General features: G+C 45.6%; 14 protein-coding genes. 12 read left to right on the top strand and 2 right to left on the bottom strand.

Features of this window, described 5'->3' with window-relative positions:
* Window position 1: 1 nt before the first annotated feature.
* Genes J4N37_RS07095 through J4N37_RS07040 form a run of 12 tightly spaced genes read left to right on the top strand, consistent with a single transcriptional unit; the run spans window position 2 to window position 16,146 of the window.
* Window positions 2-1,396, top strand: coding sequence for a type VI secretion system contractile sheath domain-containing protein (locus tag J4N37_RS07095; RefSeq protein WP_252042043.1), 1,395 nt, complete (start codon window positions 2-4; stop codon window positions 1,394-1,396).
* Window positions 1,396-1,818 (top strand): type VI secretion system baseplate subunit TssE, encoded by a 423-nt coding sequence (gene tssE / locus J4N37_RS07090; protein WP_005451929.1) that lies wholly within the window; start codon window positions 1,396-1,398, stop codon window positions 1,816-1,818. The genes J4N37_RS07095 and tssE overlap by 1 nt, the downstream gene beginning before the upstream one ends.
* Window positions 1,811-3,562: a type VI secretion system baseplate subunit TssF gene (gene tssF, locus J4N37_RS07085; protein WP_252042041.1), complete on the top strand. Its 1,752-nt coding sequence runs from the start codon at window positions 1,811-1,813 to the stop codon at window positions 3,560-3,562. Before tssE ends, tssF begins: the two co-directional genes overlap by 8 nt.
* A 12-nt stretch (window positions 3,563-3,574) precedes the next feature.
* Entirely contained in the window at window positions 3,575-4,513 is a 939-nt protein-coding gene (locus J4N37_RS07080; protein ID WP_252042040.1) for a type VI secretion system baseplate subunit TssG, read from the top strand.
* 57 nt (window positions 4,514-4,570) lie between these two features.
* Entirely contained in the window at window positions 4,571-7,177 is a 2,607-nt protein-coding gene (gene tssH / locus J4N37_RS07075; protein ID WP_252042039.1) for a type VI secretion system ATPase TssH, read from the top strand.
* A 12-nt stretch (window positions 7,178-7,189) separates the two neighbouring features.
* Window positions 7,190-7,993 carry an ABC transporter substrate-binding protein gene (locus tag J4N37_RS07070; RefSeq protein ID WP_235612199.1) on the top strand — a complete coding sequence of 268 codons (804 nt, stop codon included), beginning with the start codon at window positions 7,190-7,192 and terminating at the stop codon, window positions 7,991-7,993.
* 3 nt (window positions 7,994-7,996) lie between these two features.
* Window positions 7,997-8,935 carry a type VI secretion system-associated FHA domain protein gene (locus J4N37_RS07065; RefSeq protein WP_252042038.1) on the top strand — a complete coding sequence of 313 codons (939 nt, stop codon included), beginning with the start codon at window positions 7,997-7,999 and terminating at the stop codon, window positions 8,933-8,935.
* The gene (gene tssJ, locus J4N37_RS07060; protein ID WP_029789750.1) at window positions 8,935-9,417 is read left to right on the top strand and encodes a type VI secretion system lipoprotein TssJ; all 483 of its coding nucleotides are present in this window, start codon (window positions 8,935-8,937) and stop codon (window positions 9,415-9,417) included. The genes J4N37_RS07065 and tssJ overlap by 1 nt, the downstream gene beginning before the upstream one ends.
* A gap of 26 nt (window positions 9,418-9,443) precedes the next feature.
* On the top strand, window positions 9,444-10,775 hold the full coding sequence (tssK, locus tag J4N37_RS07055) for a type VI secretion system baseplate subunit TssK (RefSeq protein WP_252042037.1): 1,332 nt from the start codon (window positions 9,444-9,446) through the stop codon (window positions 10,773-10,775).
* A gap of 6 nt (window positions 10,776-10,781) precedes the next feature.
* On the top strand, window positions 10,782-12,035 hold the full coding sequence (icmH, locus tag J4N37_RS07050) for a type IVB secretion system protein IcmH/DotU (RefSeq protein ID WP_252042035.1): 1,254 nt from the start codon (window positions 10,782-10,784) through the stop codon (window positions 12,033-12,035).
* Window positions 12,032-15,421 carry a type VI secretion system membrane subunit TssM gene (tssM, locus tag J4N37_RS07045; protein ID WP_252042034.1) on the top strand — a complete coding sequence of 1,130 codons (3,390 nt, stop codon included), beginning with the start codon at window positions 12,032-12,034 and terminating at the stop codon, window positions 15,419-15,421. The genes icmH and tssM overlap by 4 nt, the downstream gene beginning before the upstream one ends.
* A gap of 2 nt (window positions 15,422-15,423) precedes the next feature.
* Window positions 15,424-16,146 carry a protein kinase domain-containing protein gene (locus J4N37_RS07040; protein WP_252042033.1) on the top strand — a complete coding sequence of 241 codons (723 nt, stop codon included), beginning with the start codon at window positions 15,424-15,426 and terminating at the stop codon, window positions 16,144-16,146.
* A gap of 23 nt (window positions 16,147-16,169) precedes the next feature.
* Here the strand turns inward: J4N37_RS07040 and J4N37_RS07035 are convergent, their stop codons facing one another.
* The gene (locus tag J4N37_RS07035) at window positions 16,170-19,340 is read right to left on the bottom strand and encodes an HD domain-containing phosphohydrolase (RefSeq protein ID WP_252042032.1); all 3,171 of its coding nucleotides are present in this window, start codon (window positions 19,338-19,340) and stop codon (window positions 16,170-16,172) included.
* Window positions 19,341-19,639: 299 nt separating this feature from the next.
* Window positions 19,640-21,658 carry a methyl-accepting chemotaxis protein gene (locus J4N37_RS07030; protein ID WP_252042031.1) on the bottom strand — a complete coding sequence of 673 codons (2,019 nt, stop codon included), beginning with the start codon at window positions 21,656-21,658 and terminating at the stop codon, window positions 19,640-19,642.
* Window positions 21,659-21,714: the final 56 nt, after the last annotated feature.

Below are 21,714 nucleotides of genomic sequence, written 5' to 3'. Positions count from 1 at the left end.
TATGAGTAAGATTTATCACTCAGGTTGGCAGACCCAATTTACACAGCTAGACGATAAAGACAGCGACTTTTTACAAGAGGCGCTCTCTTTACTGTCTCAAGTGTCTCGCTCCGCGCTAGACAATCCCGATGCGCTTATTACTCATATTTCGCGCCTAATTGCAGAGATTGACAATAAGCTCTCGAAACAGATGGATACATTACTGCATCATCCAGAATTTGAGGCGCTACAAACCAATTGGCTAGGGCTTCAAGGCTTAGCCACCCTGCCCGTTAATTACCAACGCACTCAACTCAAGCTTCTCAATATGAGTTGGGAAGAAGTGTCTTCCGATGTCAATCAAGCCTACAGCACCAAAACGTCTGAGTTGTACAACAAGATTGGCAACCAAGAGTTAAACACCTTGGGCGGACATCCATTCGGTTGCTTGCTGTTCACACAACCTATCGCAGCAGATATGGATTTCGAATCTGATTACGATGATTTGTTCACTGTGGAGCTATTAAGCCGCTTAGGAGAAGCCACGTTATGCCCAATGCTATTTGCTCCTAATCGCGATTTCTTTGTCGAATCCGGCGCAGACTGGCTGTCTGACATCAACCGAATCGAGAAGATCCTTGCTAGTCCTGATTACCAATCGTGGCAGTCTTTACGCAGTAAGTCCTCTGCGCGTTTTGTCGGTTTAGTGATGCCAGAAATGTGTATGCGTATACGTTATCAAAACGCCAAAGTAGGATTCATCTACAACGAGAAGCAAAACGGGCTTTGGGGCAATGCGGGCTTTGCATTTGTATCCACCATTATGCGAGAGCATCAACGCGTGAGTTGGTTTGGCTTCTTGAAATCTCGCTGGAACGACAACAACCAAGGTGCCGTGGTCAATCAAAGCCAAAGCGATAGCCATTTTCTGATTCAACCTCAAACCAAAGTGACCTTGTTTGGGCAGCTGTCGACCTTCTACAGTCGCAGCGGTTTTATCCCTCTTACTAAGAGTCCTTTGAGCGACAAGTTCTACTTCAATGGTAACAATTCGATTTGGCACAACAGCGAGTCTGATAACGAGAAAGTTCTCACTCAAATCCAAACATCATTGATGTCTTGCCGCATTGCACATTATCTCAAAGTACAAGTGCGAGAGATGATTGGCAGCTTCAAAACAGCTGCTGAGTGTGAATTATTCCTCTCTCAATGGATAGAAAAATTCTCTAGTAACGTGGCGTACGCCAACGAAGAAACCCTATCAAAATACCCATTGAGTTTTGCAAAGATCAGCGTGTGCGACTCTGACCATCATCCGGGCAATTTCGTCTGTACATTGCGTATCGTCCCGCAGTATCAATACGACCATTTCAGTGGCGAAGTGGTGCTGACAACAGAATTGGATGAGGTGGCGTAATGAGTTTTTGGCGTACCTTTGTGCAAACTGCCCCTACGACTCGTCGAGATGATATCGAGGACATCAAGTATCACCTGACTCGCCTGTTTGATTCGGAAGCGTCACTGATGAGCATTGATGATCGATTAACCGAAGTGCAGCGCTCTAACTACCGTTTTGGCATAGAGGATGTGCACCTGTTGAGTGCCAGTCTCGACCACCAGCAATTAGCCCTCAAACTAGAAAACTACATTCGACATTTCGAGCCACGCCTTAGCCAAGTCATGGTTGAACTTGTTGAACGTAAAGCGGGAGAAAACACCATCGCGTTCAATATTGTCGCCAAAGCCAAAACGGCACAGGGCGAAAAAGAGCTGATTTTTGATTCCAAGATTTCATTAAGCGACATGACCACCGATATGAAGGAGGATTTGTATGAGTGATCCTCTACTGCGTTATTACGAGCAAGAGCTGACTTTTGTCCGCCGAGCCCTCGGTCAATTTGGTTCTGAACATCCAGAACACGCACAACGCCTCAATATTCATCAGGGACAAATCGAAGACCCAAGTTTGGCTCGCTTATTGGATGGCGTAGCTCTATTGAATGCCAACGTCGAAAAGCGTTTATCTGAGCAAATCCCTGAAGTTGTCGAAGGATTACTTGGCGTACTCTACCCAAGTTACATTCAAACGGTACCAAGTGTGGCGTATCTAGAAATGAGCACAGACGCGCCTTCCACAGACAGCACGACGCTTCCCAAAGGCACACGCTTTTCTTCCGAGTCGCAAGGCAAAACATGTTTGTTCACCACAACGGATGAACTCAAAACGACACCATTTGCACTGATTGACACCAAAGCAAGCAGTGCCCCCTTTGACTTCAATCGCCCTCAAGGCAGTGAACAAACTACCGCTGTTATTCAGCTCACTCTGTCTACTGGCGATGATGATGTGCATTTCAGTCAATTAGCGTTAGAAGATCTCGACTTCTTCGTTCAAGGTTTCGAGAACAATGCGGATTCCTTGGTCGAACTGTTGCTTAGTGAAGCGCGTGCAATATCGATTTCCGACATCAATGGTGAGAATCACGCGGTCTTAGCTGCCAATCAGCTCAAGAGCCGAATCAGCGATAAACAGTTTCAATTTCTGCCACAAAAAGGCAATCAATTTTCTGGCTACCATTTGATGAACGAATTTTTCTTCTTCAAAGAGAAACATCAGTTCTTCCGTCTTAAAGGCTTTGGTGAAGCGTGTCAGCAACATGATTGCTCCACTGTGGTGTTAAACCTGTTTATGCACTCTTTACCGATGGAGTTTATCCGTCTTTTCGACAACCAAGTGTTTAAGCTCAATGTCGTGCCTGCGGTGAACCTCTTCGAGCAAACGGGCGAACCAACGAGTTATGACCAACGTAGCCTGACCATTCCCGTTAATGCCGATGCTCATACCGATAATGAAATTCAAGTGGTCGACATTTTGGATGTGTTTGAGATTACGTCGAGCGGGCAAAAACTGCTGACACCACTGTTTAAAGACAGTTACCAAAGCGACCCACATTGTGATTACTGGCAAAGCCGCAAAGACTCCACTGGTGAACTGCGATTGGCGATCAGCCTGAACGCCAACCAAGAGCTCGAATTCAACAAACTCTATGGCACTCGCCTTCTTTGTACCAATGGCAAACAAGCATGCACTATCAATGGTGAGATGACATGTTTAGAGCCAATCGATTTACCCGGCGATTTTCATTCGCTCTACCCGCCGTCGGCTCCGATAGAACGTGAATCTGACGCCAATATGCACTGGCAATTTATTGGGCTTCTGAACAGTAACTTCTCGTCACTTTTGCACTCTGAAGATCCTACTCAGCAGCTTAAGCAAATGCTGCAATTGTGTAGTCGCAATCAGTTGGTGAGCGATGAAATTCAGATGATTCAGTCAGTAAAAGTGCGCTCACAGGTTTCATCGATGCGTATTCTTGGTAAGAACGTCTTCTCTCCGGGCACAGAGATTGAAATCACTCTCGATACGTCTGGCAACTATCTGACTTTCACTGATGTGTTGAATCGCTTCTTCCAACAGTTCTGTAGTTTTGATCGCTATATTCAGCTCACAATTCGTCTTTATGGCAAAGATGGCATTGCGAGGCGTTATCCAAAAATCCACGGGAGCCAGCGCTCGATGTAGCGTGGAAGATAGATGATGTCGATGTCACTGATTAACGATTTAAAAGCGAACCCACATGAGTACGACTTTGCTCAAGCAATGCGATTGCTGATGCAAATGACAAAGCAGTCTGGGCACAAGCTGAAGTTAGAGCTCAAAGCAGAAGCCATGCCCCATGGTGATGCCGACGATATTCAATACTTTTCGTTCAGTGACCACAGCGCCAAAGTTCGTATTGCTCAGCAAGCACTATCTGGCGCACAAGGGGTTATCCCAAATTACATCTATGAGGAACTGTTGTTTGCACTGCATAACGACGATCACGCACTCAAGGACTTTTTAGACGTATTCAATCAACGCCATTTTGAACTTGCCGCGCAGTTAGAACTCGCTCCTCACCTCTTGGTGCAGAAAGAGTTGGCAAAAGAAAAAACCGACCTACTCAAACAACTGGCGAACCTGAAACACGAACACGGCGCGCTGTTCCAGTATTCGCTGTTGTTCGCTCAAGGGCATCGTAACTTAGAAACGTTAGAGCAGATCCTTAACGACTACTTCCCTTACCAAATCGATGTGTCGACTAAGAGCCATGAACGTCGTCAGTTACCAGCAAGTTCTCTTACCCGTTTGGGACAAAAAGACGACTACAACAGCGGGATCGGACAAGGCTTCCTCATTGGCAAAACGTGCATGACTTACAACCAACATCTTGTAGTGAGCATCCAGCCTGCCAACCGCAAAGAGCTACATCAAATTCATAGAGATACTCAGTTGGCGAGCCACATGCGCCAGCTCATTCAACATTATTTACGAGACGCCACGCCGATTTCTATTTATCTCAACGTTAAGCGTGCGTATCTCGAAAAGCCAAGGCTGTCTGCTCAACCAGATCAAGCCGCAAAATTGGGTGAAGTGGATTGCCTCGCCCCAGAACGTAAACCTACAGAGCGGATTCGGATTCTTCTGAAATAGCTAGGTAGACACCGCGACGACAAAGAAGGTTATCGCGCAAAAGACAAGGATAAGGTTATGACACAAGTAACGCTGACAAATTTAGTCGCCAAGTTATCGCCAGAATTAAAACGCGCATTGGAAGCCTCTGCGGGTGCAGCCATGAACCAAGGCATTGCTGCCATTGAGCCGGAACATTGGCTGCTCACGCTATTGAATCAGCAAGACGCGCACTTAAAAACTCTGATTGAAAGTCAGAAGATCAACCAAGATCAACTTGCGAGTGAACTGGCAAATCGCATCGAGCGCTTACCAAAAGTACAAGACAGCCAGCCAACGCTCAGCCATGCACTGACTGAACTTCTCAAAGACGCTTGGATGATTGCCTCCGTTAACTATGGGCATGGCGAAATCATCAGCTTGCATCTCGTTCAAGCACTGTTGCAACAGAACATCATGGGCGTATCGGGCAACAACCTCGAATCACTGCAAAACGTGTCGACCGAGTCCCTGCAAGGTTTAATCAACAAAACGCCGGTGAAGCGAGCAACGCAACAAAGCACAGGTGAAGCAAGTTCAGCCGCAAACACCGCAAGCGCGAACGACGCATTAAGCAAGTACACCATCAACCTGACTCAACAAGCAATTGAAGGCAATATCGACCCGATTTCTGGGCGTAATTCTGAAGTGAGAAAAGCCATCGACATTCTTTGTCGTAAACGCCAGAACAACCCTATTTTCGTTGGTGAGCCGGGTGTGGGTAAAACCGCTGTCGTTGAAGGCTTAGCGCTGAGAATCGCAGCAGATGAAGTGCCAAGTGCGCTGCAAGGTGTTCAACTCCATTCACTTGATTTAGGTTTGTTACAAGCAGGCGCAAGCGTAAAAGGCGAATTTGAAAACCGCCTTAAAGACGTCATCAATGAAGTGAAAAACAGCGATGTACCAATCATTGTATTTATTGACGAAGCACATACGCTTATCGGGGCTGGTGGTGCAGCAGGACAAAACGATGCTGCCAACTTATTGAAACCCGCTCTTGCGCGTGGTGAGTTCAAAACCATCGCCGCAACAACATGGGCAGAATACAAAAAGTACTTCGAGAAAGATCCTGCTTTGACTCGCCGTTTCCAAGTCGTCACGGTAGAAGAGCCAAGTGCGGAAGATGCCAAACAGATGCTGCGAGGCATTGCGGCTTCATTGCAAAAGCACCACGGCGCGTTTATTACAGAATCCGCGATTGATGCCGCGGTTAACCTATCTATTCGCTACTTACCTTCTCGCCAATTGCCAGATAAAGCGATCAGCCTGCTCGATACCGCTAGTGCGCGTATTGCATTGACTCAAGGTGCAAAACCAGAAGTGATTGAAGCGTTGGAGCAAACCATTCGTTATCAACAAAACGAGCAATCTGCTTTGGAGAGAGAGTTTGATTTGTTTGGCACAGGCGCAGAAGAGATCACCGAATTGAAGCAAGAAATCACCACCAACCAATCTCAATTAGCGGACTACCAGACGCGTTGGGAACAAGAAATTACTTTGGTTGATGAGGTTAAAGGGCTTCAACAAAGCATCACAGAAAGCGAAACGCCGGACGAAGCTCAGCAAAGCCAGTTGAATGCCCTTCTCGACCAATTGCACGAGCTTCAAGGTGAAGAGCCATTAGTTAATGCGATGGTGGATGATGCGACCATTGCTCAAGTCATTTCCGGTTGGACAGGCATTCCCGTCGGCAACATGATGAGTGACGAAATCGCTCGCCTATTGTCACTAGAATCTGAACTGGATAAACGCGTTATCGGTCAAAACGTGGCGAAGCAAGAACTGGCAAAAGCGATTCGAATCTCGCGTGCTGGCTTGACCGACAATCGCAAGCCAATCGGTGTGTTCTTGATGTGTGGTCCAAGTGGTGTCGGTAAAACTGAAACCGCCATGGCGCTCGCTGAGCAGCTTTACGGAGGCAGCAACGATCTCACGGTTATCAACATGACCGAGTTTAAAGAAGAACACAAAATCTCAATGCTACTTGGCTCGCCTGCCGGCTATGTTGGCTTTGGTGAAGGTGGCGTGTTAACCGAGGCGATTCGCCGCAATCCCTACTCTGTCTTGCTTTTGGATGAGATGGAGAAAGCGCATCCGGGCGTTCATGACCTCTTCTATCAAATCTTCGATAAAGGACATATCAAAGACAGCGAAGGTCGCACGGTGGATTTCAAAAACACCTTAATCATCATGACTTCCAACGCCGCTGATCAAGCGATTTGCGATGTGTGTGATGAAAACGCCGAACGCATCAGCAACGATGAACTGCTTGAAGCGATTCGTCCCGATCTACAACGCTACTTCAAACCTGCGTTCTTAGGACGTACTACCATCGTGCCTTATTACCCACTCAACGATGATGAGTTGGCGAAGATCACCGAAATCGCGCTAAATCGCATTCGCAAAAAACTGGCAGAACAGTATCAAGCGAGCTTTACGTGGGATGCCGGTTTTGTGGATTTGGTTGTCAGCAAAAACACCGACCCTACGACAGGTGGTCGCGCGGTTGAGCAAATCATTAACCGCTCTTTAATGCCGAAGTTGGCAGAAGAATGCATCGCGCGCCTGAGCACACAACAACCGATTAGCCAAGTGACGGTGACCGCAGCGTCGACGCCACAGGGCTTTGAACTGGATATTCAGTAGTAACGAATCATGATGTTTAGAAGCGTACATTCACCCCATCTCGTCACCACCTCGATTCTTGTTCAAGAGGCGGCGGTCAGCTGTGGGTTGAGCTTTTTCCGCAAGATAACCAAGCTGGTTTCATCGCTGTTTATTTTGCTTGGTGCCCTATTCTCGTTTGAAGCATGGGCGCAAGTTTGGATTGGTCCCGACCGATTACTGCTTGCGACCCACAAATGGGCACCGTACCAAACTCACCAAAATCAAAACATGGATGGGTTTGCGCTCAACCGCGTCAAATGCGCGCTGGGCGAAATGGGACAACCTTACCAACTGACCATGACGGAATGGTCTGACGCACAACTCCACGTACACAGTGGTCAACAGCATGGCTTTTTCGTCTCGCCGAAAACCAGAGAACACGACAGCTACGCAACGTTGTCTGCTCCCATTACCGAGCAAAAGTTGCGTTGGTATTTTGGTCCCGGTGTAGAGCCTAAGCTTGATGATTTGTCAAAGTTGAACCTTAAGTTCTCGGCAGAATTTGGCTCAAGCACATGGTTTTGGCTGAAACGTAATGGATACAACGTCGTTAAGCAGCCACGAGATGCTAAGGTTTTACTAAGGCTTTTAAAACAAAGAGAAATTGACGTCGCACTGGAAGATGAGCGGGTGTTCCACACGGAAATCAGCCAAGCCTCTCTTCCAAGCGATTACTTCTATTCTCAAGTATTCGAAACTAAGCCAATGGGCGTGTATTTCTCTAACCGCTTTTTGGACAAATATTCTGGTTTCTTAACCGCTTTCAACACAGCGTTGGCTAAATGCGAGGGATAACAAGTGGCGATCAGCATACATTTGATTTCTGTACCCTCTGAAGAGGTGGTGACTTCAAGAGTCATCTATCTGCCCGAGTCTGGCGGGCAGTTTGGGCGTTCTGCTTCTTGTGAAGTGGCATTGCCCGATCAATCAAAACGCATCTCGCGTATTCACGGACAAATTCGTCTCACTGACACAGGTTATTTGGTGAAGAGTACCGGCAAGAACCCGGCTCGCCTCAACGATAAAGCCATGGTGAGAGACAAAGATTACCCACTCAACGATGGCGACATTTTAAAGATCGAAAGCTATTCGATGTTGGTATCAACACTCACGTCGAGCAAAGCGCCTGTCGAAGAGCAGCCTGACGACCTCTTTGCGACCAAGTTCGACCTGCAACTGGAAGACAAGGTCGATTTTCTCGATGAAGGTGACATCGTCGAACCAGTGAAATCGGAAGTTCATTACTCTCACCAAAATGTAATGAGCGATGACCCCTTCTCCTCTGACCCGTTTGAAGACATCGACGATGACGAACTGGCGGACCACTTTGAAGTGGATGAAGTGTCGAAACAGCAGCAAGCAATGGAGCGGTCTACGGAGATTGAGTATCTTCCGGGCGACCATCTTCCAACGTCAGAGCTGGAAGCCTCCATCGAAAAGCTGATCACGATTACCGAGAAGAATCAGCAATACCTTCGCAACCCACCGCTTGCACATGATGCTTTGTTTGATGCGTTGGACAAAACGCTCGAGCAGTTCCTCAATGAATTCGCTCCGAACCAACTAGAGAATCAATTTAGCGAATTTGTGTCTGGCGGACTGTTCAGTAGCAAAGACAAGAAGTACTGGAAAATCTATCGCAAACATTTCCAACATCGACAAGACAACGGTGATTTTCGTCGCCAGTTCAAAGCGATGTTTATGGAAAACATGCAAAAGCAAAGCGAGGAAAGCTGATGAAGATTTGGCTTAGTTTACTCGCTTTCGCTTTGGTGGGATGTTCATCTGACCCAACACCGGTTGTGACGCAGTATCAATTGGCGGTAAGCGCAGAGAAGACGATTAACCCAAGTGTTAACAACAGTACTAATCCCGTAGTAGTACGCTTGTATCAACTGACCGATGCACAGCAGTTTAAGCAATTGCCGTTTATCGATTTGTACAACGATGACGTGAGCCTATTGGGCGCAAACTTGGTGTCGAAACAAGTTCTGCCCGTGGTGATGCCAGACAGCAATAGCAAACAAACCTTAGACATCAACAAGACCACTCAATACATCGGCGTATTGGTGGAATTTGCCGAATATGATGCAAGCACGGCGACGGTAGTGACAACCACGCCTCAGGAAGAAGAACAATATATCCAGTTAAAGATCAGCGGTAACAAAGCAGCATTACAAACCGTGACACCAGATTCACCTTGGTGGGATATCTTTTAACTCGATTCAGTAGATAGGGAAATCTCGTGGACGCATATAAAAAAGTCGTTTGGCAAGAAGGCATGTTCATTGCCCCACAACACTTTCAACAACAAGACAGATACACACAAAACTACGTCAGACAAAACGTCGAAACGCTTGCTGGTTATGCCCCTTACTATGGTGTGACCGACTTGGTGATCAATCACGATCTACTTAAAATTGGCAAGCTTTCCGTCTCTTCAAGCGCGGGTTTGTTCCCAGATGGCACGCATTTCGAACTGAAACGCGAAGTCGCCAGAGATGTGCCGCACGGTACGATTGAGAAAATGGCTTACTTAGCGCTGCCTGTCTCTCTGCAAGGCAATAATGATTACGCCAATGATGAATCGGAACAAAGCCGCTATCTTACACGCACCATCAATGTGTTTGATACTTCAACCTCTGAGAATGCCAGCGTTGAGGTGGACGTCGCGCAGCTCAATATAGCGATTAAACTAGAAGGCGAAGACACTTCAGGCTTTACCCTCATACCTTTCGCCAAAGTATTGGAATGCAGCGAAACGGGCGAAGTAATGCTAGACCGTTCCTTTATTCCTGCGTGTTTACACTATGGTGCATCACAGCTATTGGTTGAGCGTTTGAAAGAGATTCATGCCCTCACCTCCAACCGCGCCACCAGCTTGCTCAAACGTATTCAAGCCGGACAAGGACAAAAGAGCCCACAGTCGATGATGCAGGATTACCTGTGGCTGCAAACACTCAACACTTGGCTTCCGTGGTTTGATTTGTCTTTGTCGAATCCAAAGTTTCAAACCCACCAGCTTTATTTGGAGCTACGTAAGTTTGAAGCGCAAGTCATGGCATCTACACCCGCGATTCCAGAACCGTGTCAGCCGTTAGATTTCCATCGTCTGTACGATTGCTTTAATCCGCTTTTTTCGAATCTGCGCAATATGCTCACGCTGGTTCAACAAGACTCGGTAATTGAGTTTTCATTCGATACTTCGTTGTTTGAACGACGCCGCTTGCTTCGCACATTGGTCAAAGATGGTCACAACCTATCCGATCGCCGATTCGTTCTCAGTGTCCGTTCCAATATCAGCAGCACCGAGCTTAATGAGTTGTTCCCTGCGGCAGCGAAACTCAGCAGCAATAACAAGATTGTCGAGATCGTGCGTAATGCCCTTTCTGGCGTGCAACTTACGCCGCTTCCTGTTGCACCAAGCGAACTAAAGCCGATGCAAGGCACAGCGTATTTTGAAGTGGATACGTCAGACCGCAATTGGTTAGAAATGATTGAAAACCGCGATGCACTGGCGCTGCACGTCGATACACGTGTTGGCGACCTTGAAGTGATGTTGTACGCACTGAGGTAGTAAGTTATGAACTATTTGGATGAAGATACCTTAGTTTGGGACAGCAGCGAAAACGACTTCGTAAGTAAAGACACCGACATGCCAGACGTAAAGTGGCATTCGGTCAACGCTGCGCAAGCCAACATAGGGTTCTTACATCATTTCGATAAAGCCGAGAATCAGCTGATCAACATCAGTTCTGAGTTACTGGCTGTCACGCTCAAGATCAACACCTTGCCGGAGCCCGAAGACATCACCACGCTCAGGCATCAACTGGTGGCTTCCATCAATGAAATCAAAACCAAAGGCGCAGAGCTGACCTACCCAGTCGCCGTGATCGACAAGCTGTGCTTCCTGTATGCCGTGGTTTTGGATGAGTTGATTGTCTACACCGATTGGGGTGAAAAACGCGGATGGGAGAACAAAACCTTACTCAGTGAACTGTTTGGGATGCGCAACGGTGGTGAGCTTTTCTTTACTGTGGCAGAGAAAGCAGCGCGCCAACCGCACAAGCTGATCGACTTATTAGAAGTGGTTTATCTGTTTCTCAATATCGGGTTTAAAGGTCAGTACCGCGAAACGGGCAGCGAACAGCTAAAGAGTTTTACCTACCGCTTAGAGCAGATTTTAAGTCAGTACCGACAAGCCGGTGGAATCTATTGTCATACTAAGGTTTCGGTGCCTAAAACACGTAAACCAACGCGCAAGAAGCGTTACCTTGTCACCACATTATTTTTCCTAACTATCATTGGTTTGAGCGTTGCTCTGACCTATTTCTGGTACAACAAAACCAAACCACAGCGGGCACGTGATTTTGTCCAGCTTGGTGAGTACAGCCAGCGTTATATTGAATCTGGTCGTGCGGAAGACATCGTGTATGTCAGCACTGACGACGACTTAAAAGGCAATAAAGTCGCGGTAAATACCACTCAACCACCTCGTCCAGTGCCGAGCCAATCAAAAGCCGTGACGCCACAAGCGAAAACTTCAACGCCAGAGACGACGAGCGCTCTAGTCACGAGCCCTACAGCAAACACTGATTGGCTGGTCCAACTTGCAACCTTCTCTAACCTCAAAAACGCCGAGAAGTTTATCGCCCAACTGCCGACATCCAACTATCAACCTGTCGCGGATAACATCAATTCATACGTTCGCGTCATTGTTCGATGTAACAACTCAGAACAAGCTAAAACCATCAATAACTGGTATCGAGAGAATGCCAACGTCAACGGCTTAGTGGTGCATAACAAAAACAAACAAAGCGAGGTTGAGTCACAATGACGCACGACAACCCAAACACACCGACAAGAAAAAAGGCAATCATTTGGAGCCTCGTTACCCTTCTGCTTCTAGCAATCTTAGGCGGCTTACTGACTTGGTTTGTTGCGTATCCTGATTTCTTTTGGACAGGCGTCATCACGACAACCATTGTGGCATTGCTCTCTGCTGGGCTTTGCTTTTGGCTAATCAACCGCAAGGTGAAAAAAAGTCTTGAGCAAGACCAAGAACGTGCACTAATCATCAAACGCTCCAAGTTACTCGCTTTCCACTTCAAGAAGATGCTCGGCGTACAAAAACGTAAAAAGCGCTTAACCAGCCGTTACGATCAGCCGATTTACCTGTTACTCAGTGACAGCCCAAGCAAAGACAAAAGCATCATCACGCAGATGGGTTATGAAGCTTATAAAGTGGATGATTTTGGCAACGACATTGAGTTTCCGATTCTATTTTGGCTCAGTGAACACTCAATTCTGATTTCCGTCAGCATGGGTGAAGATCAACAACCGCTTTACTTAAAAACACTGTGCCAATGCCTTAATAAATGGCGCCCGAGACAAGCGATTAACGGCTTGTTGCTCACCACAGAAATTGAACAGTTAGTTGGCAATAGTGAAACCCTTTCACAAAAAGCCGACCAATTGAAATCGCAAATCAAAGCATTCAATCGTTCATTTGGTTTGAACTTACCTGTCTACAATGTCCTAACTAACATGGGGCAAGTGAGCGATTTCTGTCAGTTCTTTTCTGCATTTGATGAGGCGAGACGCAATGAAGTGTTCGGCGCCACCAGCCCAGTACAAAAACATGGTGGCATTGACGCCGATTGGTTCAATGACGAATACGACCACCTCATCGGTCAGTTAATCTCGAACATGAGCAATGCGTTGGGAGCGCAGCTCAACCAAGATTTCCGCAATGCCATTTGTGGTGCGCCATACCAATTTGGTCTGCTTAAACAGAATTTGTGGCATTTCTTACAGCGTTTGCATCGAGGTGACCAATACACAGATGGGCTCAACTTCCGCGGCTTCTACTTTACCCACAGTGGCAGTGATTTCGCACAGCATGATTTACTGGCGAACGTGGTCAATCAATCCCTCGGCAATGAGCAATATCAGCAACACCAACAAATGCCCGTTCAACAAACCTTGTTTGCTCAGCATTTGATGTCTCATGTCGTGCTAAATGAAAACACTTTAGTCGGGGTTAACCGCCATAAAGAGAATTGGTTGTGGTTCAGCCAAACCGCCTACACCCTAATTTGGCTCGGTTTATTGATTGGTACACTAACGATTCTCAAGCTCGACTTTGATTATCAAACCAATCGTGAAGCCAAAGCCGATGGCATGTTAGAGCGTTACAAAGAAGCGATCGCAGCACAGCCATACAGCAAAGAAGATCTGGTGGGCAACATTCCAAACCTGTACACCATGCATCGCATTTACGCGCTATATCAGGAGCCTGAACCTTGGTACACCTTGCCATTCCTACCGAATGCGACCATCAAACCAGAAGTTGAAGCGGCTTACACCAAAGAGCTGCAACAAGTGCTGCTCCCTTCTATGGCGCACACCATTGAGAGCGACTTGTATGTGTATGTGAACTTGGAAGATCAAGCCAGAACGCTCGAATTGCTGAACGACTATCGACTGTTGTTTGATAAAAATCGTACCAACATTGAAGAGCTCAAAAGCTACTTCCTAGCAAACTTAGAGCACCAAGGCGAAGCGGACAAAACCAATGTAGCTCAGCTCAAAGTGCTGCTCGACGACGTGTTTAACCAGCACTTGGTGGCGACAACTGCCAATCAAGAGCTTGAAGGGCTGGCGAAGCAAGTCATCAATCAATCCAACATCGAGACGCTACTCTACCAACACATTTTGAACGATCATGCGTACGAGAAGCGCATCGATGTGCGTAAAGAACTTGGCTCCAACTTTAACCAAATATACCAATTCAAACCTGGCTACGTGGGTTATTTCGTGCCTTACTTGTACACACCGACTGGCTTTAACGAGCTGGATCTTTCGGTCGAGTCCCCTCTTCTTATCGAAGCGTTATCCGCTTATGAAGGCATCGCAGGCCAAGCCCCAAGTGCACTAGAAATGCACCGAATCAGCCACGATTTGAAGCGCATGTATCAGAACGATTACATCAATTACTGGCGCGATTTTATTAACAGCATCGAGGTGAAAACCATTTCCGGTTCTGAGCAGTTGAATGCCAGTTTGAACGTGCTAAACAATGCCTCAAACAATCCAATGTCTAAGCTGTTTACCACCATCAGCAACTACACTTCGGTTCTTCTACCAGAGCCAAAAGATGCAAAGAAGAAGACCGATGAAGAGGTTGCCAATGCTGCGCAAGACAACGAGAAAAAGGAATCCGCTCGACAAATCACACTGACGTTTAATGATTTCCACAAACAAGTGACGCCAGATGATCAGGGTAAGAAACCAATAGATTCCGTTCTGGAAGGTTTTGCGAACACGGCTAAATGGCTCGATCAATTCTACAAATCCAACACGCCAGACAAAGTGGCTTACGAAACGCTATCCGCCGGTTTAAAAGCGCAAAACCCTGTCGCACAGTTGGCGTCACTGACCGATTCCCAGCCAACGCTATCCGGTGAAGTGATTGACTACGTGACAGTGCAAACCAATGAGTTAGTGATGAACTTAGCTCACCAATACCTTAATAGTATGTGGAACAGCGAAGTCTACCAGCCTTATGAAAACACGATCGCGGCTTTCTACCCGTTTAAGAAAAGTGCGAACAGCGACGCAAGCACGGCGGATGTTGCTGCCTTCTTTAAAACCGATGGCACGTTGGACACCTTCTATCAAACCATGTTGAAAGGCTTCTCAACAGAGCAACGTGCGCCGTTTATGTCCGGCTTACTGCCAAATACTGGCTTTGCGTTAGATCCTGCAATTTGGTTGATGTTTGATAAAGCCAAAGACATTCGCTCTGCCCTCTTTTTAGCTGACCCGAAAAACGTTGCGATTCAATTCCAGATGAAACCAACAGAGATGAGCTCGGCACTGACTGAGTTTTCCATTCGGGCTGAAAAGCCGATTTTCACTTATCAACACGGTCCGATGCTGTGGACACAACAAAGCTGGAAAGGTGATTCTGTCGCGCAAGATGCACTTACAGTGCGCCTACAAAAACAAGCAACGCCGATTGCCAATGAGCAGTTTAAAGGCAGTTGGGCATGGTTCCGCTTGATTGAGCCGCGCGTCACTTCAACCTCTTCGCAAAGTACCCAACTTGAGTTTGATTACAATGGCGATAAGGTTCGCTTAACGATTAAAACTCAAGGTCAGAACAATCCTTTCGTACCGAATTTCTTTGCGGGCTTTGTATTACCTGCGAGCATTTAGTGATGAATACGTTCGCCAATCAAACCCTGTTTAGAGCCTGTGGCGTTAGTTATGTAGCGCCTTTGAGCAAAAACGTGTTTCAGTGCGAGCACAAACTTTATGGCACTGTGGTCATCAAGGTAGCGCGCAGCTTGGCTGAGAAGCGGGCTTTGATGGCGGAAGCGGACTTTCTATCCAAATACGCGTCGGATTACTGGGCGAACTTTCATGGTTACGGCTCACAGAACCACGCCGACTGGTTAATGAGCCAATATCTGGAAGGCAAAACACTTAACGCAATAGAACCTGATTTGTTACCTCAAGACATAATAACCAAGCTTGAATTCGCTTTGCTAAACGTGCATAAAACGGGTTATCTGCATGGCGATATCAAACCACACAACGTCATCGTGACGCCGAATAACCAAGTTCGGTTTATCGACTTTGGCAGTGTGATTCGAGTTGATGCTAAATACCGAGAGCATTCACATACAACCGTTAGCCGAGCCTATAGTGCGACACGCCCTTCTCTGCGTATCGGTCAGGCAAGCAAGAATGATGATTTTTATGCCTTGGCAATGACCTTGCTCAGCTGTCACGATCAACATCCCTTTGCTGGCCTCTCGCTACAAGAAGCGGCAGAACTGCTACCTACCCCAAGCAACATTGATTTACCAACGCGCTACCAAGTTCTGATACAAAAAGAGTGGCAACGAATGCGCCACTCATCAGATATTAAGATATAGGCTTCAACGCCTACGATAAGTGCTTAATGGCATCGTTCAGAGCTTTGTTTCTCAACGCCATTTGCTCCTAAGTATTTGTTTATGTCGACATGGTCAACTTGCTTGGAAGGTAAAAATGTATTGGCATACTCAAGATAAACACCACTTTCTAGAAACAGTTGGAATAGCTCCATATCCAAGTGTTCATCCAACGCCATTTTGTACATAATGTCGACTGCCACACTGACAGGTTTAGCCTTTTTATATGGCCTATCCGCTGCAGTTAACGCTTCAAATATATCTGCGATAACCAGAATTCTCTCAGGAACTGAAAGATCTTCAGCACTCAGCTTTCTAGGATAGCCAGAACCTTTTAGCGTCTCATGGTGCGTTGATGCATATCGAGGCACATTGCGTAGCTCAGGAGGAAACGGCAGCGCCTCAAGCATCTTTATACCGCTTATCATATGTTCATTAATTTTATAGCGATCTTCAGCTGTCAATGTACCGCGAGAAATAGATAAGTTATAAACCTCACCCATGTTGTATTGGTGTTCTGGAACCTGCATTTTGATCCCATGCTTAGGATCAAACTCTACCGGGCGTATACGATGAATAATATGTTCCGGCTTGTCAGCTAATAGCTTCTCAACAACAGGCAAGTTTGCGCTGTTTTCTTTTTTATTCAGCTCTTCAAACGGAGACAAACCCAGACGGTCATCGAAGTGCCTTAACCAAGTTTGTTGAGCGATCTGTTTGATTCGCTCTACCTTCTCATCACTCATAAACTCACCACCAATGTTTGCCTGAGCGATAAATTCAAAGTCATCGGTTAACTTACGTTTCTTTTCATAGAAGATGTCTCTCGCTTCTTCTTTTGTTAACTCACCAGATAGTATCGTTTTCAAATATTGGATTTCTGCATCACGCCACAATACTTCAAAGCGTGTGCGTATTTCATTGATTCGGTTATAGTTTGCTTCTAACTTGGTGCCTTTATCTACAATATGCTCTGGGGTTGTAATCTTACCGCAGTCATGAAGCCATGCGGCAATTCGAAACTCCCGTCGCTCATCTGCGTTATTGAACTTAAAGTCTTTAAATTTACCGCTAGTACTGGCTTCAGCTGCTTCAGCCAGCATCAAACCAATTTCTGGAACGCGATTACAATGCCCAGCTGTATAAGGCGATTTGTCATCGATAGCCTGAGCAATAAGACGGATAAAGGCTTCAACAAACTCATCCTGTTGTTTCTCATGACGTTGAATTTCCTCAGCCATCTCAACGACCGAGTCTGATAACTCAGATACTTCTTTAATTCGAGTATTTACTGCCATCGAGTTGCCGAAGTTCCTTGCTTTTATCTGTTCTGTGACCTCTCTAAGCTCTGTAATTGGCCGAACAATTGGAGAACCGAACTTCCATGCTAACGGTATTAACCCCATCATGACCAAGCCGGTGGCTAACGTTGAGGTAACCAACTTGGAAAATACTTGTTCGGTAACTACAGACTGAGGGATTACCACTGCAAAGTATTCAACACTTCTGCCGTTGGTGACCAAAGGTGTCACATACACGTACTTCATTTCACCATTTATCCTAACTGGTATCATGCTGTCGTGTTTTTCACTGTCTTTGGTAATTTCGTATATTTCTGGGTAAGGCACAAAGCTGCCTCGCCATTGGCTCGAATCCAACCATTTTTCATTGAGTGCAACTTTTTGCTCAGCAGTAATCGCTGATAGCGCTTGGTTGACTATCGCTAATACTGAGCCATCTGACTCTTTCATGAAAAGATGGTAACTCGGCTTTTCACTGGTTTTTAGCGTGGTTAATTCAATTGAATTACGAGAATCTAAACTCTTGAGCTCTTCTAAGGTGTGATAGTTATCAATCAGATAATCGATTTGGCCTTTTTGAAGAGCTTCTTTTGCTATGTCTAAGCTAGGCAGCTCTAAAATGTTTAGCGTTGAGTAACGGTCTAATAGCCATCCCTTTAGACCAAAACTGCTTACAACACCAACCTTCTGTTGCTGAAAGCCATCAAGCCCCTTTGGCACATTTTTAATTCCTCGACTTGCAATGGCTAACTCGCCCTCAAACATTGACACACTTTGATATCCCAACCCTTTTGCGCCTTTAGCCACCGAGTGCAAAATGTCGATATCATTTTGAATATATTTGTCTACCAATGTTTTTGAGTCAAAACCATTTATAAACTCTATCTGGAGCCCTGTTTGCTCAGCGACAAGGCGAAGCATATCGACAGAATAGCCATTTGGTTGACCCGCCTGAGCGTAATCATAAGGCCCCCAATCATTTTGGTTTGAAACCATTAGCGAACGGGTATTCATTATAATTTGCTGCTGTTCGGGACTCAGTTTCAATGGCTTAGAGTTGGGAATCTCAACGGGAGCAAACAAGGAAATGTTTGATGCGATAACCTCCCCTTTATCATTGAAAACAAACGACTCAGCACCACTATCTTCACTCATCCCTAGTTCTGAAGGCTTTATTTTTTCGTTTATTGCTGACAGAACAATATCGACACCAATGACGGCTTGTTTACTTCTGACTGAATACGTTTGTCCGGTGATTTTTAAGTGTTGGAACAGGTAAGGAGCAGTTTTGTAGATACCATCCTGAGTTGCCGCATCAAACCATGGTCGTTGAGTTGGAAAGTAGTTACTTGTTTCAGTACTGCTCTTTGTTAATTCAAACTTTTCGGTGAAATACTGTGTTTGCCTCAACCTTAAATCACCTTCACCATTTATCTTAATGATGACCCAACGATCTTCTGGATCAGCATCAATCTTTTCCCTGACAATCGGAGACGACGCCAAATTAACGATTTGATAGAAATCATCTGTTTCAGTTCCAAAATACAGACTGTAAAAAAGAGGGTTATCTTTCAATACTTGTGTGAATATTTGCCTAGTTTCATTTTCGCTAAACTGATGCTGTGTAGCGATCGACACACTTCTAAGTATGCTTGCACTGCTTGCCGCATTAGCATCAACTTGCTGTATATACTCACTCACCTCAGTCGTTGCCATAACGAGTTTGGATAGCACATGCTCTTGAGACATCTGCTTGCCAAAATAGTACTGTAAAGAGATCGCAATAAACGCAGTGACTGCCGTTGCAAACAAAAACAGGCTACCAACGGTAAAACGAATTGAAAACTTACGCGAATGTAATGGTTCAGACTTCATTCTATAGTGCCCTCCGTTGGCATCGATGGAATGTGAGGTCTATGTCGAAACTAGGACATCTTGTATATGTATTTTGTGGTTTCCTAATACAAAACCATTATTCAACGAGTTGCTTTATATATCAACTCAGGCATTTATAAATACGTGTAATTACATTTTGTATATCAAGGAGTTTGCGCAAGGTTGTATTTTGGCCGCAACACGAGTCAGTGGCTATTAGCTTTAGCCCACCTTAATACATGGAAAGTAAAAAGGCAGAGCATTGGCCCTACCTTTAATCTTTGGAAGTTGAATAAGTATTAAATCGTTTGATGCAGCTGATACTTGTGTAACATTGCTTGCTGATGTCCCGCTATTTCTGCAACTTGCTCTGAGTTTTCAACCATAGAATCCAAACGGAGTTTTGTTAACTCACCTTGTTCTGAAATACGGGTTATTGAACGAGAAACATCAGCCGTAGCACGGTCTTGTTCTTCTGTTGCTACGGATATCTGCTCAATTCTCTGCTGAATATGTTTCACGGCTACATTAATATCTGAGAAAACAATTTTAACGTCATCACTCGATTGCAGTGCTCGTGTCATCTCTTCTCGAGAGTCTATGACTGCTCTACGCGAGCCTTCTGCTGCGGCCACTAGCTCTTTCATCATTTCACGAATGTTGGTGGTTTGTTGAGATGTCCCACTGGCCAATTTACGAACTTCATCCGCAACAACAGCAAACCCACGGCCTTGTTCACCTGCACGAGCCGCCTCAATTGCCGCATTGAGAGCCAGCAAATTAGTATTCTCAGCAATACTACTGATAACCTCGACCATCTCATAAATTTTCTTAACTCTCTGATCCAACTCAAGCATAGAGTCTTCATTAGCAGTGAGTGCTTGGGCCAAAGAAGCAAGGCGTTCTCGGTTTTGGTCGACCACCTCAACACCCTTCATCGTACTGTTTGTTGCGGCTTGCGAGTCCTCAAATGAGGCAGCAGTGATTACAGCGATCTCCTTTATTGATGCCTCTAACTGCTTAACGGTAGTAACCATGCATATTAAGGCTTCATTTTGCGAGCTTAAACTCTGATTAGATTGCTCTGCCGCTTCGTAGCTAATTTCTGCTGTTTGATAGAGCGTTTCACAATTGCGCGTAACCAATGCTATAGATTCATGAGTTGAATCTATAACCTGGTTGAGCTTTCTTGCAATATCCTTCATTTCTCTTGGCCCTATTGCGACAGCATTTGAACGTAGGTCGTGCTCAGTTAATAAAGACAACTCATGTGTAATGTTGTTCAGCCCTCTATTAACCCACGCTCTTATACCAACCCAAGAAATAACAATGAGACAAGCCAATAAGCTGCAACTCATTACAACTATGAAGCTCGCTTCCTTAATGGTTAGCTGTACGATCCTCTCTCTGTCGTCAATTAAGTTACGTGCGGCTTCAGAGACTTGACTTAATAACGCAATGGTTTGATTAGAAAGCTGTGAGGCTCTCTCAAGGTCAACTTTTTGTTGTTCTGTTTGCTGTAACTTACCAAGAATCCTATGGAGGAGCCCCCCCTCTTCAAAACCAGCTTGTACCATCTCATAGGGTGCGCTTAAGCTCGTAAACTCAGAGATTTCAGGGTGCCAAGCCTTAAAGTCATCATACGCAAGATGAATACCCGCAATTCGATTCCTCAGCTCTCGATACTCTTGCTCAGCTTCTTCCAACTCTGTTTGCATCATCATTAACAGGAATGTGCTTTCCATCGAACTTGCGGAAGCAATAAAACGATTTGCTGCATCGGCGGATTCCGAATTATCAATACTAAGAAATGAACTAATTCGATTCATTTCTGGGCCAATTGAGCTTAAACCATATCGAAACTCACTCAATTCACTGTTAATCTCAGCTTGAATCTGGATTACAGATGCTTGTGTGGAAAGAACGACTGTCGTTATGCTGTGTAAGTCATCTAAATTCTCAGCAAGCATCTGAGAGAGATGGAAATCAACTCCTGAAGTTTTATTGACCAATTCGTTGGTCTGAGAGGCCAGTTCAATCAGTTGAGCTCTTATCAAGCTAAGCTGATTGGGCTCCGTTACTTGCATACCGACGTTGAGTAACTTGATTTGCTCTAAGACATTTCGTGTTAACGCGGCATTTGCCATCGCCATAGGAAGCGTTTTCTGTGAGAGTTCGTCAAACTCGCTCCCTATTTGATTCATTCCTTTGAAACTTGATGCAGATAAGGCTATAACAAGTGCAATAGTAGTAATAAATATAATACTGATGGTTTGCATCAACGAAAAAGTGATGCATGAGCGTTTGTGGCTAGCCATAGTGTCCATACTTTACGTTGTAAAGAAATTACGTTCGAAGTCGCAAAGTCATATAA

This window comes from Vibrio sp. SCSIO 43153, from assembly GCF_023716625.1.
Classification (GTDB): domain Bacteria; phylum Pseudomonadota; class Gammaproteobacteria; order Enterobacterales; family Vibrionaceae; genus Vibrio; species Vibrio rotiferianus.
The sequence above is the reverse complement of the archived record's forward strand: the minus strand, read 5'-3'. Positions and strand labels throughout refer to the sequence as shown.